Raw genomic sequence first — 16,817 nt, forward strand, 5'->3', positions numbered from 1 at the left:
AGTAAGTCATCGCCAGCTCATTATTCTAAACACCCCCATTCCAATGAATGGGGGTGTTTTTTTATGCGTGGTATTTATATTCTCAATTCTTTAGATATTAAAATTTATTCAAATTATAAAGAAATAAAGCTAATCTAAAATTATTTACCTCATTAGAAATTTAATATGCAATGGATCGTAATTAAAACTTTCTCATTTCCTTATGAGGCACAAATTGCAAAGACTCAACTAGAAGCATTTGGAATTCCTGTTTATATTGAAAATGAGCATACAATTAATATGGATTGGTTTTATTCTAATGCTTTAGGTGGAGTTCGTTTATTAGTTCAAGAAAACTATGTTGATGAAGCGAAGTCATTTCTTGAGAAAGACTTTAGTGATGAGCTTGAACAAAAGTTTGGGGAGAGTAAAGAATGTTGCCCTGAGTGTGGAAGTTTGGATAGAGAAGTTAATAATAAAGGAAAAAAATCTGCCTTTTTAGCGTTTATGTTTTTCGGCCTACCTTTATTTTCTTTTAGAAATGGTAATAGATGTAAGCGTTGTGGACACTTTTGGAATTAAATATATAGTAAAAGATTATTGATTATCTTAATTATGGAACCTAATGTAGAGATATTGAATTTAGTTCTATCTCTGTAATTAATGTTCTAGGCAGAGAAGAGTTAGATATTAAAGAAAGAAAATTTATTATTTTGACGGATGTTAAGTTTAAGAAATATAAGGACTTATCCATGACAACTAAAATCCAGTTATCTCCAGAACAAATAGAGGTTTTAATTGAACTATTAAAAACTAGATTTGAAAAGAATTCACATCGCCATAAAGAAATTGAGTGGACAAATGTGCGAGCAAAATTAATAGAGTCACCAGAAAAATTGTGGTCATTGCAGGAAATGGAAAATACAGGAGGAGAGCCGGATGTTATTGCTTATGATCAGCCGGAAGATGAATATTTATTTGTAGATTGCTCTCTTGAGACACCTAAAGGTCGTAGAAGCCTTTGCTATGATCGCGAGGCCCTAGAATCTATAAAAGATCATCCTCCAAAAAATAGCGCAATAGATGTAGCTAAGGAAATGGGAGTTGAGCTTTTAACAGAAGAGCAATATTCCCAATTACAAGAAATTGAAGAGTTTGATCTTAAAACATCAAGTTGGCTCAAAACCCCAAATGAGATTCGTAAACTAGATGGAGCACTTTTTGCTGATCGTCGATATGGTCGTGTCTTTATTTATCATAATGGAGCGCAGTCTTATTATGCTGCCCGTGGGTTTCGTTGTTGCTTAAGAGTATAGGCATTGTATTTGAATAAAAAGAAGAGGCTTTGATGTTTTATGCCAAGAAAATGGAGATTCTTGCAACTTTTGATTGATGGCAAACATGACAAGATATGTTCTGGAATTAGATAAAAACATCAGGACATCTGTAGAAATGCAACCAAACCCAATTTACTATAATGAACAACATATTGCTTTTGCTGATAATGTTCGTCGTTTTGTACAAAAAGAAATGACTTCTTTTGTTAATGAATGGGATGAGGCAGAGACTTTCCCAAGAGAGCTATATAAAAAGGCTGCTGAAATTGGTCTATTAGGTTTAGGTTTTTCTGAGGAATATGGTGGTATTCCTGATGCAGATCCATTTTATTCATTACTGGCTGGTGTAGAAATGGCAAAAGCTGGTTCGGGTGGAGTACATATTTCACTCATGGTACACACAATTGGAGCACCACCGATTCAGCATTTTGGTAGTGAAGAATTAAAGGCCAAAGTTTTACCGGGGATTATTTCTGGGGAAAAGATTTCAGCATTGGCGATTACTGAACCAGGAGGAGGGTCAGATGTCGCTGCATTGCAGACCAAGGCTGTCCGGGACGGTGATTACTATATTGTTTCTGGTGAGAAGACCTTTATTACATCGGGGATTCGTGCTGACTACTATACAGTTGCAGTACGTACAGATCCGACAAAAACGGGTGCTGAAGGTATCTCAATGTTGCTAGTTGATGCGCATAGTGAGGGAGTTACTAAAACACCTTTAAAGAAAATGGGGTGGTGGGCTTCAGATACGGCGCATTTGCATTTTGATCAAGTACGAGTCCCTGCATCAAATTTACTGGGTAAAGAAAATGCCGGTTTTAAAGTGATTATGAATAACTTTAATATGGAGAGGTTTTTCTTAGGTGTGGTGGCTTATGGCTATGCATTGGTGTGTTATGAAGAAGCTTTGGATTGGGCACAGCAACGTAAGACCTTTGGTAAACGATTGATTGATCATCAAGTCGTTCGTCACAAATTGGTAGATATGGCAACACAATTGACCTCAACACGTGCTTTGCTTGAAGAAACTGCATGGAAAATGACTCAGCCGAAGTCACAAGGGCCTGAGTTGGTGGCACAAATTTCAATGCTTAAAAATGTTGCTACTCGCACTATGCAATTTTGTGCTGATGCTGCCGTGCAAACTTTAGGTGGTATGGGCTTTATGCGTGGGACAAAATCTGAGCGTATTTACCGTGAGGTAAAGGTGAATATGATTGGTGGCGGTGCTGAAGAAATTATGAAAGATTTGATTAGTAAGCAGCTCGGTTACTGATGTTATGGATTAGGTGGTTGTGTGCCGTCTAATCTTCTTCGAGTATTAGTTGTAATGGATCAATCCATTGTTCGTTTAAAATTGCCCATCTCTCATGATCTTTCCAAGTTTTTCCGCCAATACGAAGATATTGGCGAGAAAAGCCTTCTTTTATGAAACCGGCATTGGCAACCAGTTGAATTGACGCGATGTTGTCAGGTTGTATATTCGCTTCAAGCCGATGCAAGTTTAGTTTTTCAAAGGCCTCTTTGAGCAATAACTTTAGCCCTCGTTTCATGTAGCCACGACCTTGATAGGGGTGGAATGCTTCATAACCCAAGTAAGCTGAATAGAAATGACCTCTAATGATATTAGAGATATTAAAAGTTCCTACAATACTGTGATCTTGAGTTAAGCAGACAAAATAGCGGTGCTCTTGTTCTAGATATATTTGAAAGTCGGCTGGTGGATATGTCCAAGGTTGGTGTAATTGAACACTGCGTTCATAGGCTGCTTGAATCTCTACAAGGTCACTTTTCTTGGGTTTACGCAAATAGACTAAACTCATTTTAATGCCATCTCCCAGACCATTTCAGTCAATTCATCAATTTTGACTTTCCCTTCGGATTTATACCATGTCACAGTCCATGAAATCGCACCGCCAATCAAGCGTCGCCAAATAAATGCGTCATGTTTGACTTTACCTTGTGCACGTAACTTTTCGATGATGTCGAGCCAGATTTGCTCATATTCATTACGCATTTTTAAAAGGTAATCCTGTTTTTCTTTGGACAGCGCAAACCATTCGTATACCAAGACAGCCATGGCTGCACCGGTATCTCCTGTAATTGAGATGAGTTCGGCTTTAATAAGAGCACGCAATTGTTGTTCTGGATCTTTTGTCTGTGTAGCGGCATCTGTTAAACGGGCAAGATTATAAATAATGGTTTGTTCCATCACATGAGCAAGGATGTCATCTTTACTTTTGAAGTGGTGGAACAAGCTACCTGATTGAATACCAATGAATTGAGCGAGTTCACGAACTGTAGTTTTGTCATAACCTTGTTTATGAAATAGGTATGCAGCACCTTGTAGCAGGCGTCCACGAGGGCTGTCATCAAAACAGGAGATATTGGGAATCTGTTCAATTGAGGTAGCAATCATACGAAAACGTGAACCTGTAAAAAATATGAATCGAAATATTCACCAAATCTCAGCACATTTCTAGACATGATTGAGTTTGGAAGTTTTAGTCATTATTACAATAACATTTTGCACTTTACAAACCAAGCGCTTGCTTGGTATGGTTGAGTGTAATTTTTATACAGAATAATGAGAAATGAAATGACAAGTAATCAGCAGGATGATGGGCGTGTCGTAAAAATAGGTTGTGCCTCAGGTTTTTGGGGGGACACCAACACTGCGGCTTTCCAATTGGTGCATTTAACCGATATTAATTATTTGGTTTTTGATTATTTGTCCGAGATTACCATGTCGATTATGGCAAAAGCGAAGATGGTAGAACCGAAACATGGTTACGCTTTAGATTTTGTCAGTCGTGTTATGGCACCCTTACTAAAAAAAATTGCTGAAAAAAAGATTAAAGTGATTAGTAATGCGGGTGGTGTTAACCCATTAGCTTGTCGGGACGCCTTGCAAAAAATTATTAAAGAGTATGGTCTAGATCTGAAAGTAGCTGTGGTATTTGGTGATGATCTTTTGCCAAAACATGAGCAGCTTAAGCAGCGAAATATTCAGGAAATGTTTAGTGATGAACCTTTATCCGAACAAGTAGCGAGCAGTAATGCCTATCTTGGAGCAGTGGCTATTCGTGATGCTTTGGATTTGGGGGCAGATATTGTGATTACGGGCCGTGTCGTCGATTCGGCTGTGGTGCTTGCACCTTTGTTACATGAGTATAAATGGTCTTTAGATGACTATGGCAAATTGGCACAAGGTTCGTTGGCAGGGCATGTGATTGAGTGCGGTGCCCAATGTACAGGCGGCAATTTCACCGATTGGCATTTGGTACAAGGCTTTGACAATATGGGTTTTCCAGTGGTTGAAGTGAGTGAAGATGGTTCATTTGTTGTAACCAAACCACAGGGGACTGGTGGTCTGGTTTCAGCTGCTACGGTTGCTGAGCAAATCGTTTATGAAATTGGCAATCCTCAAGCATATTTACTACCCGATGTAATTGCTGATTTTAGTCAGGTGCATTTAGAACAGGTTGGTGAACATCGCGTACGAGTGACGGGTGCAACAGGGCAAGCACCGACGGCACAATATAAAGTGAGTGCAACTTATCCTGATGGTTATCGGGTTTTAGTGAGTTTTTTAATTGCAGGACGTGAGGCACCACAAAAAGCACAAGCCATTTCTGATGCGATTTTGACAAAATGTGAGCGTATTTTAGCAATGCGTTCAGTGCCGCCTTTTAGTGAAAAATCGGTAGAAATTTTAGGCATTGAAAGTACTTATGGAGCACATGCTCAGGCTTTAAATAGCCGTGAAGTTGTGGTCAAAATAGCTGTAAAACACATGTTTAAAGAAGCTTGTATGTTCTTTGCATCAGAAATTGCGCAGGCTTCGACAGGTATGGCTCCAGCCTTGGCAGGGATTGTGGGTGGGCGTCCAAAAGCGTCTCCGGTCATTAAATTATTTTCATTTTTAATTGATAAAAATCAGGTCAATGTTGAAATTGATCTTGATGGCCAACGCCACGCTGTTGAAATTCCTCAGAGCATATCTACACAACAAATCAATACTTTAGCAACTGGTGAAAGTGCAGTGTATCAAGGGAATGAAATTGAAGTTCCTTTGATTGAAATTGCGCATGCCCGGAGTGGCGATAAAGGCAACCATAGCAATATTGGTGTGATTGCACGTAAAGCAGACTATTTACCGTGGATCCGTGCAGCACTGACAGAACAGGCTGTTGCAAGCTATATGCAACATGTTTTGGATGCTGAGAAAGGACGCGTGATTCGTTACGAGTTACCAGGTTTAAATGCGCTGAATTTTATGCTGGAAAATGCTTTGGGCGGTGGTGGTGTTGCAAGCTTACGTATCGATCCGCAAGGTAAAGCATTTGCACAGCAATTATTGGATATGCCTGTAAAAGTTCCGGCAAATCTTTTAGAAAAATAAAATGAATGGATGAAATAAAGATGAGTTATCAATCAATTTTTAGACCTGATGCCTTTGCTAATAAAGTGGTGATTGTGACGGGTGGCGGTTCTGGAATAGGCCGTTGTACTGCACATGAGCTTGCCGCTTTGGGTGCGCAAGTGGTGATTACAGGCCGCAAAATTGAAAAATTGGAAAAGGTGAGCCAAGAAATTATAGAAGATGGCGGTTTAGTCCATTCCATCGTCTGTGATAACCGTGAAGAAGAACAAGTCAAAAATATGATTGCCGAGGTGATTGAAAAATTCGGTAGATTGGATGGTTTGGTGAACAATGCGGGCGGTCAGTTTCCATCTGCCTTGGAAAGTATTTCTGCTAATGGTTTTGATGCCGTTATACGTAATAACTTGCACTCAACATTTTACCTGATGCGTGAAGCTTATAACCAATGGATGGCAAAACATGGCGGCAGTATTGTCAATATGACTGCCGATATGTGGGGTGGCATGCCGGGAATGGGACACTCGGGTGCAGCACGTTCAGGAGTGGATAACCTTACTAAAACAGCATCGGTTGAATGGGGTAAATCGGGCGTTCGAGTAAATGCTGTTGCACCGGGGTGGATTGTGTCATCAGGGATGGATAATTATAGCGGTGATTTTGCCAAAGTGATTATTCCAAGTCTTGCTGGCAATGTACCATTAAAGCGTATGGGGACAGAATCAGAAGTTTCATCGGCAATTTGTTATTTACTCTCGGATGCCGCAGCTTTTGTGTCCGGTGTAACTTTGCGTATTGATGGTGCTGCATCGCAAGGGACGCGTATGTATCCATTAGCTAATGCGACAAATAGTGAATCTTATAATGGTTTCCATCGTGCGTTTATTCCTGAAATCTTTCAGAAAAAGACTGAGGCTGAGGAGGAATAACAATGACTATTCTTCCATCCGAAATTACTGTTGGTAGTGAACAGTATCAAAAGAATAAAGAGGCACTGCTTGCTCAGCTGAGTGAAGTCCGTGCAATTCAACAAAAAAGCATTGATAAGTCTTATGCTGCCAAAGCGAAGTTTGACAAGAAAGGCAAGATTTTGCCGCATGAGCGTCTACGGTTATTACTCGATGCAGATTCTCCTTTTATCGAACTATGCGGTTTGGTTGGCTACAACATGCATGATGATAAAGATGGTTCGGAAGCTGGTGGTGGCGTAATTGCCGGCATTGGTTTTGTCAGTGGTGTGCGCTGTTTGGTCTCAGCAAGTAATAGTGCAATTAAAGGTGGAACCATGTCGCCCATGGGTGTACAGAAAACACTGCGTTTGCAAAAAATTGCTTTGGAACAAAAACTCCCGCTGATTACGCTGACCGAAAGTGGCGGTGCCAACTTAAATTATGCAGCTGAAGTATTTACCTATGGCGGTATGACCTTTGCCAATCAAGCACGTTTATCTGCGGCAGGTATTCCACAACTTGCAGTGGTACATGGGAATGCAACGGCAGGAGGAGCTTATCAACCAGGTCTTTCGGATTATGTCATTGCTGTACGCAAACAAACCGAAATGCTTCTTGCAGGCCCACCTTTACTTTTGGCTGCTACGGGTGAAGTCGCTACAGCGGAGGAATTGGGCGGTGCAGAAATGCATGCGCAGGTCGCTGGAACAGCAGAATATTTGGCTGAAAATGATGCTGATGGTATTCGACTTGCACGTGAAATTTTTGAACATCTGAACTGGAAAGAACAAATCAAACCAGATGAAACGACATATAAAGAACCTCGTTACGATGTCGATGAACTGTTGGGTGTGATTCCAAACGACCCGAAACAACCACTGGATATGAAAGAAGTGGTTGCGCGCATTATTGATGATTCAGATTTTCTAGAATTTAAACAGGAATATGATGATTTAACGGTATGTGGTTGGGCAAAAATTGGTGGTTTGCATATTGGTATTATTACCAATAATGGTCCGATTACGCCTCAAGGAGCCGCGAAAGCAGCTCAGTTTATACACCTGTGTGAGCAGACTAAACGTCCATTATTGTTCTTGCATAACACCACAGGTTTTATGGTGGGAACCGATGCCGAACAAAATGGCATTATCAAGCATGGCTCGAAACTGATTCAAGCGGTTGCCAATTGTACCGTACCTAAAATTTCTATTGTTGTGGCAGGCTCATATGGTGCAGGTAACTACGCAATGTGTGGTCGGAGCTTATCGCCAGATTTTATCTTTGCTTGGCCAAATTCGCATGTTGCTGTCATGGGATCTGCACAGGCTGGAAAGGTGCTACGCATTGTGGCAGAAGGAAAGCAAAAAGCTTCTGGTCAGGAGCCGAATCCGCAAATGCTCGATTTTCTTGAGCAAAGCACTGCCATGAAATTGGAGCAGCAATCTACCGCACTTTTTAATACGGCCATGTTACATGATGATGGCATTATCGATCCGCGAGATACCCGAAAATTATTAATTTTCCTTTTACAGACCATTTATGAAGCACAGCAACGAGAGCTAAATCCAACTCGTTTTGGTGTGTCCCGTTTTTAATCAACCTTTACCGCAATTAAAAAAATTAATAGGAATAACACAATGAAATTTACTGCTGAACATGAAGCATTACGTCGCACAGCACATCAATTTGTTCAAAATGAGCTGAATCTACATATTCCGGAATGGGAAGAAGCAGGGCAATTCCCAATTCATAATGTATTTAAAAAGATGGGCGATCTCGGCTTATTAGGGATTTGTAAGCCTGAAGAAAATGGCGGTTTGGCTTTAGATTACTCTTATAACCTTGTGGTTGCCGAAGAAATTGGTCGTGCAGCGTGTGGTGGTGTGCCTTTAGCTATTGGTGTACAAACGGATATGGCAACACCTGCTTTGGCGCGTTTTGGCAGCAAAGAGTTGCGTGATGAATTTTTAACACCGGCAATTGCTGGGGAATATGTTGCTTCAATTGCGGTATCGGAAGTGCATGCCGGTTCGGATGTGGCTGCTATTAAAACGACTGCTAAAAAGGATGGCGGTGACTATGTCATTAATGGCAGCAAAATGTGGATTACCAACTCATTGCAGGCCGATTTCTTCTGCCTTTTAGCCAACACTTCTGACGATAAACCACACGTCAACAAGTCGATGATTATTGTTCCAGCAAAAACGAAAGGGATTAGTTTTTCAGAACCGCTGAATAAATTAGGTATGCGTTCAACAACGACCGCTCAAGTTTATTTGGACAATGTCCGTGTACCTCAGCGTAATCTGGTGGGTGTTGAAGGTATGGGCTTTATGATGCAAATGATGCAATTTCAGGAAGAGCGCTTATGGGCTTGTGCCAATGCCATTGGCGGGTTGGAAAATTTAATCCAAAAGACCATCGACTACACCAAAGAGCGTACCACTTTTGGTCAGCCACTCATTAATAACCAATATATTCATTTCCGTTTTGCTGAACTTATGACCGAAGTGGAAGCGCTTAAAGCATTAACCTACCAAGCGTGTGAACAGCACATTGCGGGTGAAGATGTAACCAAGCTGGCTTCTATGGCAAAACTCAAAGCAGGACGTTTAACTCGTGAAGTTGCTGATAGCTGTTTGCAATATTGGGGCGGCAATGGCTTTATGTGGGATAACCCTGCATCACAGTTGTACCGTGATGGTCGCTTAGGGTCTATTGGTGGTGGGGCAGATGAGATTATGTTGGGGATTATCTGCAAACTTATGGATATCTTGCCAAAAAAACAAAAATAAGGAATCAGCCATGACACTTTCAGCCTCTCTACAAGCTATAGATATTGATGACAGCATTCAATTGGAACAAGACGGCAGTATTTTATATCTCTGGTTAAATCGACCGGAGAGCCGCAATGCCATGAACTTGAATATGGTGAATGTCATTCAACAAGTTTTTACTGCCATTCGTGATGACCTTTCAATTCGTGCAGTGATTATCCGTGGTGAAGGCGGGTCTTTTTGTGCAGGTGGTGACATTAAAGACATGGCGGCTTTGCGTGTTGAAGCAGCCAATGTTGGTAGCTTACAACCTTATGTGGATTTTAATCGTCGTTTTGGCGCCATGCTTGAGCAAGTCGAAGCTGCACCGCAGACTGTTGTGGTAATTTTAGAGGGTGCGGTGTTAGGTGGTGGTTTTGGTCTGGCTTGTGTTTCAGATGTTGCGATTAGCCGTGACAATACTCAGTTTGGTTTACCTGAAACAGGGCTTGGGGTGATTCCTGCGCAAATTGCTCCTTTTGTGGTGAAACGTATTGGCCTGACTCAGGCACGCCGACTTGCTTTACTCGGTATGCGTTTTGAAGGACATACTGCACTGAGTGTTGGTGTGGTTCATCAAATTGCACATAATGAAATCGAACTTGAACAAGCTTTACAGGAAACCATTCAGCACATTAAACGAGCAGCACCAGAGGCTTCGCGTGTAACTAAAGCATTGTTACATCGAACGCTCAATGAAAATTTAAATGAATTGCTTAATGATGCTGCACAGCAGTTCGCTCAAGCGGTTGGTGGTGCTGAAGGACAAGAGGGAACGATGGCTTTTATCCAGAAACGATTGCCAAATTGGGCCGATGAGTCATAAGCGATAAGGATAAAAATAATGAAATTTTCAAAAGTACTAGTTGCCAATCGTGGTGAAATTGCAGTTCGAGTTATGCAGACAGCCAAAGCCATGGGCTATCAGACTGTCGCAGTTTATTCCGATGCTGACCGTCATGCTCGCCATGTGCAAGAGGCGGATGAAGCTGTCTATATCGGTGCTTCAAAAGTATCGGAGTCTTATCTCTCTATCGCTAAAATTATTGAAGCTTGCAAAAAAACAGGGGCGGATGCAGTTCACCCCGGTTATGGTTTTTTGTCAGAAAATACTGAATTTGCTCAGGCATGTATCGACAATCAGATTACCTTTATTGGGCCAACCGCTTCAGCAATTGAGTTAATGGGCAGTAAACGCCTCTCTAAAATTGCCATGATCAAAGCTGGTGTTCCTTGTGTGCCAGGTTATGAAGATGAGCGACAAGACCTTGAATATTTGGCTACACAAGCAGAGCAAATTGGCTTTCCTTTGATGGTTAAAGCTTCTGCGGGTGGCGGCGGTCGTGGCATGCGTTTGGTACAACAAGCATCTGAATTGATTGAGGCATTACAAACAGCACGTTCAGAAGCTGAAAATGCCTTTGGTTCAGGCGAGCTTATTTTAGAAAAAGCAGTCATTGCTCCGCGCCATGTCGAAATTCAGGTTTTTGGGGATACACATGGCAATTATGTGTATTTGTTTGAGCGTGATTGTTCGATCCAGCGTCGTCATCAGAAAGTTGTTGAAGAAGCGCCATGTCCAGTGATGACGCCTGAACTACGCCAGCAAATGGGTGGGGCTGCAGTGGCAGCAGCGAAAGCCTGTGCTTATGTGGGGGCAGGGACAGTTGAATTTTTGCTAGATGCATCGGGTGCATTTTACTTTTTGGAGATGAATACTCGTTTGCAGGTAGAGCATCCAGTCACTGAACTTATTACAGGATTGGATTTGGTTGAATGGCAGTTACGTGTCGCGAATGGTGAGCAATTACCACTGCAACAACGTGAATTGACCTTAACTGGACATGCAATTGAAGTGCGTTTGTATGCAGAAGACCCGCGTCAGGATTTTTTGCCTCAAACTGGTCAAGTCTTACGCTGGAAGCCTGCAAATTTGCCAAATGTACGAATCGATCATGGCATGTTAGCAACTGATGAAGTCAGTCCATTTTATGATCCGATGGTGGCGAAGGTAATTGCATACGGTAAAACCCGTGAGGATGCAATTCGTTTATTGGCGCGTGCCGTCGATGACTGTGTTTTGCTGGGTGTAAATAGCAATAAACAGTTCTTGGTCAATTTACTGCATCATCCGGTTGTTGTGGCAGGTGATACCAATACAGCATTTATTCAGCAGCACTTTCAAGATGATAGCAGTCTACATAAACAGGTTTTATCTTTAGAAAGCTTAGCCATTGCTGCAGCATTATTTAGCCAAAGCAAAGGAAATGCGGCATGGCAAACAGGTCTTGGCGTGCCGTTACCTTTGAAGTTGAAATATGATGATCAGAATATCCAATTACAGCTTTCATCTGTAAATAACACGTTTACGGTACAACTCTGTGAGCAAACTGTAAGTATTGAGGTTGTTGAAAAAACAGCAGAACAATTGATCTATCTATTGAATGGCATGCGCCGCCGTGTGCAATACGTATTGGATGGAGAGCAGCTTTATTTAGATCAGAATAATGGTAATGTTCTGATTCGCAATGTGACTTATACAGCACCAGAAGTTGCCGATGTAGCTGGTAATGGCAAAATTCGTGCGCCCATGGATGGCGCTGTGGTGAATATTTTGGTCAATAAAGGTGATCAAGTAATGAAAGGCCAAACTTTATTAGTTCTTGAGGCCATGAAAATTCAGCAACAGATTAAAGCTGATGTTGATGGTGTAGTGGAAGAGGTTTTAGGACAGCAAGGCCAGCAAGTAAAAAAAAGGCAAATGTTATTTACTATTCAAATCTAATAAAAATACCGCTCATATAGAGCGGTATTTATTTTAAATGAGAAGTCCTGATTTATTCGCCATCGGCTTCCGCAATTAACTGACTTGCTTTTTTTAGACTATATAATAGTTGTCCTAAAAGAACCTCTTTATTGCTTAGCGTAACCATAATCATTGGGTGATGAACAGCAGGAATAGCGGTCAGAATAGCTTTGCCATTATCTGCATCTAAAGTAATGTTGTTACAACCAGTGAGTTGAATCTCTTTTAAAAATGCAGTGACCATTGCCAAAATTGAGCTACTCACTGCTGCTAATTTTGTAGTGTTACGGTAGTTTTTATGACTTACGGTCGCTAATTCAAAACCATCAGAAGAGCAAATCATCACAAAGTCTACACCTCGTGTATTCATCAAAATATTATGAGCTTCATTTTTTGCAAGTTGTAGTAACTGTGTTGGAGCGGTCCGTTTTTGAGTTGGGATACTAAGCATGATCATTCCCTTGAGATGTTAAGCCTACCTTGACTTCAAGTGATGCAATTAATGATTCAACCATCATTAAAATTTGTTCTTCCTCACGTGCATCAATAAAAAACAACGGATACGGTAATCCTTTTGCTTTTATCCAATTGCGATATTGTTGAAGTGATGACTCTTTATTTTCGTCAACATGAGTAATACCAATCGCAATATTATCATTGTAATTTTTAAAGGTTTCTAAGTAGCTTTCTAGCTCAGCAATTGGGTTCGAACTATTATGATCTAATAATAAAATAACACCGATTGCACCTTCACAAATGACCGACCATATAAAATCAAAACGGCTTTGTCCCGGGGTGCCATAGAGTCCGATTTTGATTCCATCATCTAAAGTAATTTCACCATAATCAATACCTACAGTGGTCTGGGTTTTCTGGTGGCTCTGTACATCAGTGTTGAATGCTTCTGTTTCCAGAATTGGAATTTCAGATAGCGATTTAATCGCTTCTGTTTTACCTGCCCCCATACTACCTGCAAAGACAATTTTATATTGCTGTATAATCATAACTTCCCTTAAAGACCAAAACGCCGTCTAATCTTCCCTATAAAGTTTTTAAAAAAATGATTGTCTGTATTTGAATTTTCTAAATAAAAATTTGGTGTGTAAGCACATTTATTCGCAGAAATAAATTTTCCATTATTTGCCATTAAACAAGCGGTAACGAAGCGTAAGACATCATCAATTGACATGTTAAGCTGGTTAGCCACATCAGTAATTTTTGCTCCCTGTATAAAGCAAGCTGAGAGTTGTAGGCTCACTTTTCTATATTCTTTTTGATAGGGTTGTGGCCAATAGTCAATTTTAAAATAACTATCCTTCGAGGCTAGATTCTCAAAATTGTTTGAAGTCCAAATCAGATTCCATAACCAGTCTTGTACATAATAATCTTTTTTACGAGAAACCTTAGTAAAATCAGATGTTTTTGCAAAAGCAAAGTTAAAGCTCATATTAGTTTGTGTTTTTTGACGAGAGGGCTCCAACCAAGCAATTTGAGTTCTATTATCAATAATCGCTAAAGTGCCTTTATCATCAAAGATGTGTAGCCTAGGGTTTTCTGAACTGTGCAAATTCCTTATAAATTTATTATCAATGAATGGAGACTCATTTGATAAATCAGAAACTACAGCAAAGTTTGTCTGATCTAAAGAGGACAATAAATTGTCCTCTAGCCATTCTAATAGAGGTTCTGTTTTTTCTACTGGTAGATGTAAGGTGTGTTCATAAATAGAATTTCTATTTTCTGAAGCTGTTTTCGTAACTTTTAAATAAAGAAATTTTTTCTTGTGAAGAATAGTTTGAATATTATCTGCATCAAAAAAGTTTTCGTTAATGATTAATAAGTCAATATGATTACTGGAAATATTAACCCAGTTAATACCATATTGATTTGATATTAGATTGCGGATTAATATTTTTAATTCATCTGAAACTTTTAAGCTTAAACCTGAAACTGCAATATTTATGCAATGACTATCCATAGTATCATTTTAAATTTTTATAAATTGATATAATGATTTTTTATGCTCTTTATAATGAATATAAAGAGCATAAACTAAATCACTTAACTGAAATCGAGCTCTTTTTCAAATGACTTTAACTCATGACGAGCCATAGCCAAATTTGATTTGCTACGGTCGAGTACTAAGTAAAGGAACAAATTATTATTACTTTCTAAAGGTCGAATTAAATGGTAAGCCTTACCTAAGGTAATTAAAATATCCTCAATATTATCATTTAACTTCAATGCATTAGCTACATTGCGCTTTGCGCGAATGACTTCTGTATTACCAGCAGCAGCCAATTCTAAATCAATTTCCCCACCACCTTGTGTTGCAAGTGACAATCCACTTTCTGAATCAACAAGTGCAGAAGCAATAAAACCATCAATTGTCGTTAAGCTATCTAAAGAAAGTTTAGCCATTTTTTATCTCTCAGGATTCTAAAATTATATTTACTACTTTTTCCTAAAAGTAGCTGAAATTCATTATATTTTTGCTCAATTTGAAGTCAATAAATTAAATAAAAAGTAAAATTGTTGTTTTGGGAAATAAGTGACACAAAATGTCAGACCATAGAAAATATTATAAGATTATTTTTACGTTTTAATTTTAATATTGTGCTGAGTTTAACATTATATATTTTAAAATCTGGATAAAATAATTGTAATAGAATATTAATAAAATACTTGTAGATAAAATGTTCCAATTTTAATAATAAAAAAGGGGAAATAATGAATTCCCCTTTATAGCAATAAGTGAACTAAACGAGCTGAGTATAAATACAATATAAGTAACCCAAAATTGCTAAAGCAACGACAGGGGCAATAATCTTTGACCATGTAGGTACAGAAACCTCGGTAGTTTGTTCTTCAATATGCAAGTCTTCGTGATGAGGTTGGGCTTGATGAACCATTTGATTGAACTCCTTCATTGTTGTATCCAATGATAGCTCTTCTTGTTCCACAGGTTTAGAACCAATTAATTCATTTAGGTTGTTTGTTAACCAAACCCAATCTTCAGCTTGACCTGATAAGTGTTCGATCTGACCTAAAATTAATTCTTTTAAGCCGTTATGCCCAAAACCACCTGTTTCATCGAGCTGATTAAGTTCTGCTAATTGCAAAGTTAAAATTTCAGAAATACTCTGTTCTAGTTCTGAATTTTTTAAAGTCGACTGATTATGTTTAGAAGTTGTTAAATGACGAGCAACTTCTTGAATATATAGGGGATCTGAGGTTTTGATTTCTTGATAAATCTTATTGTCATTCTGACGCCATAAACTAATTAGTTTTCCAAGCGCAAGAATATTCACCTCATCAATCAGTTTATTTTTTTCATTAACTGGATATTGATTTAAAAGCTGAGGCTTTTGAATTTTTATCTGCTCAGCAAAGTATTGGACTAAATCAAATGCCATGCTTTCTTCCTCTAATATTTAATCTAAAATTCTTAACGATGGTTTTTTCTTGGTTGATGTTGTTTCAGTTGCTTCTTGTACTTCTGACTCTACTGTATTTTCTACAGGTGTTACATTGGCATATTCTTCAGGATCAAAGAATAAACCTTGTCCGTTCTCACGTGCGTAAATCCCTAAAACTGCTTGAATAGGGACATAAATATCTTTTGACGCCCCACCAAAACGAGCAGAAAAAGTAATGGCTTCATTGGCAATAAGCAATTGATGAACAGCATGAGGGACAATATTTAAAACAATTTGACCATCTTTAACAAATTGTTGCGGAACGTCGGTATGCGGTTGTGTCGCATCAACTAATAGATAAGGAGTCAGTTGGTTATCACAAATCCATTCATAGATTGCACGAGCAAGATAAGGACGTGTAGGGGTTAAATCAATAGTTTGCTCAGACATATCACGCTATTCCATATTTAATAGTTCATTGTAACGGTTTTTCTCTTGAGGCGTCATTGATTTAGCAAAAGAAGGCCGTTCAAAGATACGTTTACAGTACAAAAATATAGGGCGACAGTGCTGTTTGGGTAAATCAATGCCCATGCTATTTAATCTTAAAAAGATAGGGGCAAGCATGCAGTCCAAGATTGTAAAACTCTCAGACATGAAATACGGAAAATGCTGAAATAGGGGAGTAAGTGAAATCAATGTTTCACGTAGTTCTTTTTGAGCTTTTTGCTTTTGTTCGAGATTTAGAGAGTCTGCATGTTTTAACATGTGATCTGCTAATTTGAACCAGTCATTTTCAAGTCTCCAGATATACTGACGCTGTTCTGCACGCATCATAGGAGCATCGGCATAAAGCTTACTTTGGCGATAACGATCATCTAAATATTCAGCAATGATAGGGGCTGAAAATAATTTAAGATTTTGTTCGACCAACATTGGTAATTGATTATAAGGATTTAAGCTGGCCAAATCCTCGTCTTCATGGTCAGTTATGATCAATTGATATTTGATTTGTTTTTCTGCTAATAAGAAACGAATCCAGTGAGAACGGAAATCATCAGCATGACTGTAAAGGGTAATCCCCTGAATAGAGGTGTTTTCGACCGACATATCACAAGACGAC

Annotated in this window: 18 protein-coding genes; 9 read left to right on the forward strand and 9 right to left on the reverse strand. The window is 39.3% G+C overall.

What is annotated here, in order from left to right:
- Window positions 1–165 precede the first annotated feature (165 nt).
- The 3 genes from KTJ10_RS17640 to KTJ10_RS17650 all read left to right on the forward strand — a co-directional run bounded on the left by KTJ10_RS17640 (window position 166) and on the right by KTJ10_RS17650 (window position 2,595).
- The gene (locus KTJ10_RS17640) at window positions 166–561 is read left to right on the forward strand and encodes a DUF2007 domain-containing protein (protein ID WP_262442529.1); all 396 of its coding nucleotides are present in this window, start codon (window positions 166–168) and stop codon (window positions 559–561) included.
- Window positions 562–731: 170 nt separating this feature from the next.
- Complete coding sequence (locus KTJ10_RS17645) at window positions 732–1,295, forward strand: DUF4256 domain-containing protein (RefSeq protein ID WP_262442530.1); 564 nt, start codon at window positions 732–734, stop codon at window positions 1,293–1,295.
- Between the two features lie 136 nt (window positions 1,296–1,431).
- Window positions 1,432–2,595 (forward strand): acyl-CoA dehydrogenase family protein, encoded by a 1,164-nt coding sequence (locus KTJ10_RS17650; protein WP_262442541.1) that lies wholly within the window; start codon window positions 1,432–1,434, stop codon window positions 2,593–2,595.
- Between the two features lie 28 nt (window positions 2,596–2,623).
- Here KTJ10_RS17650 and KTJ10_RS17655 read toward each other — a convergent pair whose 3' ends face one another.
- Window positions 2,624–3,142 (reverse strand): GNAT family N-acetyltransferase, encoded by a 519-nt coding sequence (locus tag KTJ10_RS17655; RefSeq protein ID WP_068564879.1) that lies wholly within the window; start codon window positions 3,140–3,142, stop codon window positions 2,624–2,626.
- Complete coding sequence (locus KTJ10_RS17660; protein WP_068564889.1) at window positions 3,139–3,738, reverse strand: TetR/AcrR family transcriptional regulator; 600 nt, start codon at window positions 3,736–3,738, stop codon at window positions 3,139–3,141. Before KTJ10_RS17660 ends, KTJ10_RS17655 begins: the two co-directional genes overlap by 4 nt.
- Window positions 3,739–3,918: 180 nt before the next feature.
- Between KTJ10_RS17660 and KTJ10_RS17665 the strand changes: the two genes are divergently transcribed.
- The 6 genes from KTJ10_RS17665 to KTJ10_RS17690 are packed head-to-tail and all read left to right on the forward strand — an operon-like array spanning window position 3,919 to window position 12,254.
- Window positions 3,919–5,724, forward strand: coding sequence for an acyclic terpene utilization AtuA family protein (locus tag KTJ10_RS17665; protein WP_262442531.1), 1,806 nt, complete (start codon window positions 3,919–3,921; stop codon window positions 5,722–5,724).
- A gap of 20 nt (window positions 5,725–5,744) precedes the next feature.
- Window positions 5,745–6,632: an SDR family oxidoreductase gene (locus KTJ10_RS17670; protein WP_262442532.1), complete on the forward strand. Its 888-nt coding sequence runs from the start codon at window positions 5,745–5,747 to the stop codon at window positions 6,630–6,632.
- Window positions 6,633–6,634: 2 nt separating this feature from the next.
- Complete coding sequence (locus KTJ10_RS17675) at window positions 6,635–8,248, forward strand: acyl-CoA carboxylase subunit beta (RefSeq protein ID WP_262442533.1); 1,614 nt, start codon at window positions 6,635–6,637, stop codon at window positions 8,246–8,248.
- A gap of 42 nt (window positions 8,249–8,290) precedes the next feature.
- On the forward strand, window positions 8,291–9,448 hold the full coding sequence (locus KTJ10_RS17680) for an acyl-CoA dehydrogenase family protein (protein WP_262442534.1): 1,158 nt from the start codon (window positions 8,291–8,293) through the stop codon (window positions 9,446–9,448).
- Window positions 9,449–9,458: 10 nt separating this feature from the next.
- A complete protein-coding gene (locus tag KTJ10_RS17685) occupies window positions 9,459–10,295 on the forward strand; it encodes an enoyl-CoA hydratase/isomerase family protein (protein ID WP_262442535.1) in 837 nt (278 codons plus the stop codon).
- Between the two features lie 18 nt (window positions 10,296–10,313).
- On the forward strand, window positions 10,314–12,254 hold the full coding sequence (locus tag KTJ10_RS17690; RefSeq protein ID WP_262442536.1) for an acetyl/propionyl/methylcrotonyl-CoA carboxylase subunit alpha: 1,941 nt from the start codon (window positions 10,314–10,316) through the stop codon (window positions 12,252–12,254).
- A 52-nt stretch (window positions 12,255–12,306) separates the two neighbouring features.
- Here KTJ10_RS17690 and KTJ10_RS17695 read toward each other — a convergent pair whose 3' ends face one another.
- The 7 genes from KTJ10_RS17695 to KTJ10_RS17725 form a co-directional block, all read right to left on the reverse strand.
- Complete coding sequence (locus KTJ10_RS17695; protein ID WP_262442537.1) at window positions 12,307–12,726, reverse strand: roadblock/LC7 domain-containing protein; 420 nt, start codon at window positions 12,724–12,726, stop codon at window positions 12,307–12,309.
- Window positions 12,719–13,279, reverse strand: coding sequence for a GTP-binding protein (locus KTJ10_RS17700; protein WP_262442538.1), 561 nt, complete (start codon window positions 13,277–13,279; stop codon window positions 12,719–12,721). The genes KTJ10_RS17695 and KTJ10_RS17700 overlap by 8 nt, the downstream gene beginning before the upstream one ends.
- Window positions 13,280–13,287: 8 nt before the next feature.
- Window positions 13,288–14,253: a hypothetical protein gene (locus tag KTJ10_RS17705; protein WP_262442539.1), complete on the reverse strand. Its 966-nt coding sequence runs from the start codon at window positions 14,251–14,253 to the stop codon at window positions 13,288–13,290.
- 83 nt (window positions 14,254–14,336) lie between these two features.
- Entirely contained in the window at window positions 14,337–14,696 is a 360-nt protein-coding gene (locus KTJ10_RS17710; RefSeq protein WP_002117827.1) for a hypothetical protein, read from the reverse strand.
- A 338-nt stretch (window positions 14,697–15,034) separates the two neighbouring features.
- Entirely contained in the window at window positions 15,035–15,691 is a 657-nt protein-coding gene (locus KTJ10_RS17715) for a hypothetical protein (protein ID WP_199978487.1), read from the reverse strand.
- Window positions 15,692–15,709: 18 nt separating this feature from the next.
- Window positions 15,710–16,144, reverse strand: a complete 435-nt coding sequence (locus KTJ10_RS17720) for a ClpXP protease specificity-enhancing factor (RefSeq protein WP_002117840.1) — start codon at window positions 16,142–16,144, stop codon at window positions 15,710–15,712.
- Window positions 16,145–16,150: 6 nt separating this feature from the next.
- A complete protein-coding gene (locus tag KTJ10_RS17725; protein WP_002117854.1) occupies window positions 16,151–16,804 on the reverse strand; it encodes a glutathione S-transferase N-terminal domain-containing protein in 654 nt (217 codons plus the stop codon).
- Window positions 16,805–16,817: the final 13 nt, after the last annotated feature.

The organism is Acinetobacter sp. WU_MDCI_Abxc222 (assembly GCF_025514755.1).
Classification (GTDB): Bacteria; Pseudomonadota; Gammaproteobacteria; order Pseudomonadales; family Moraxellaceae; genus Acinetobacter; species Acinetobacter geminorum.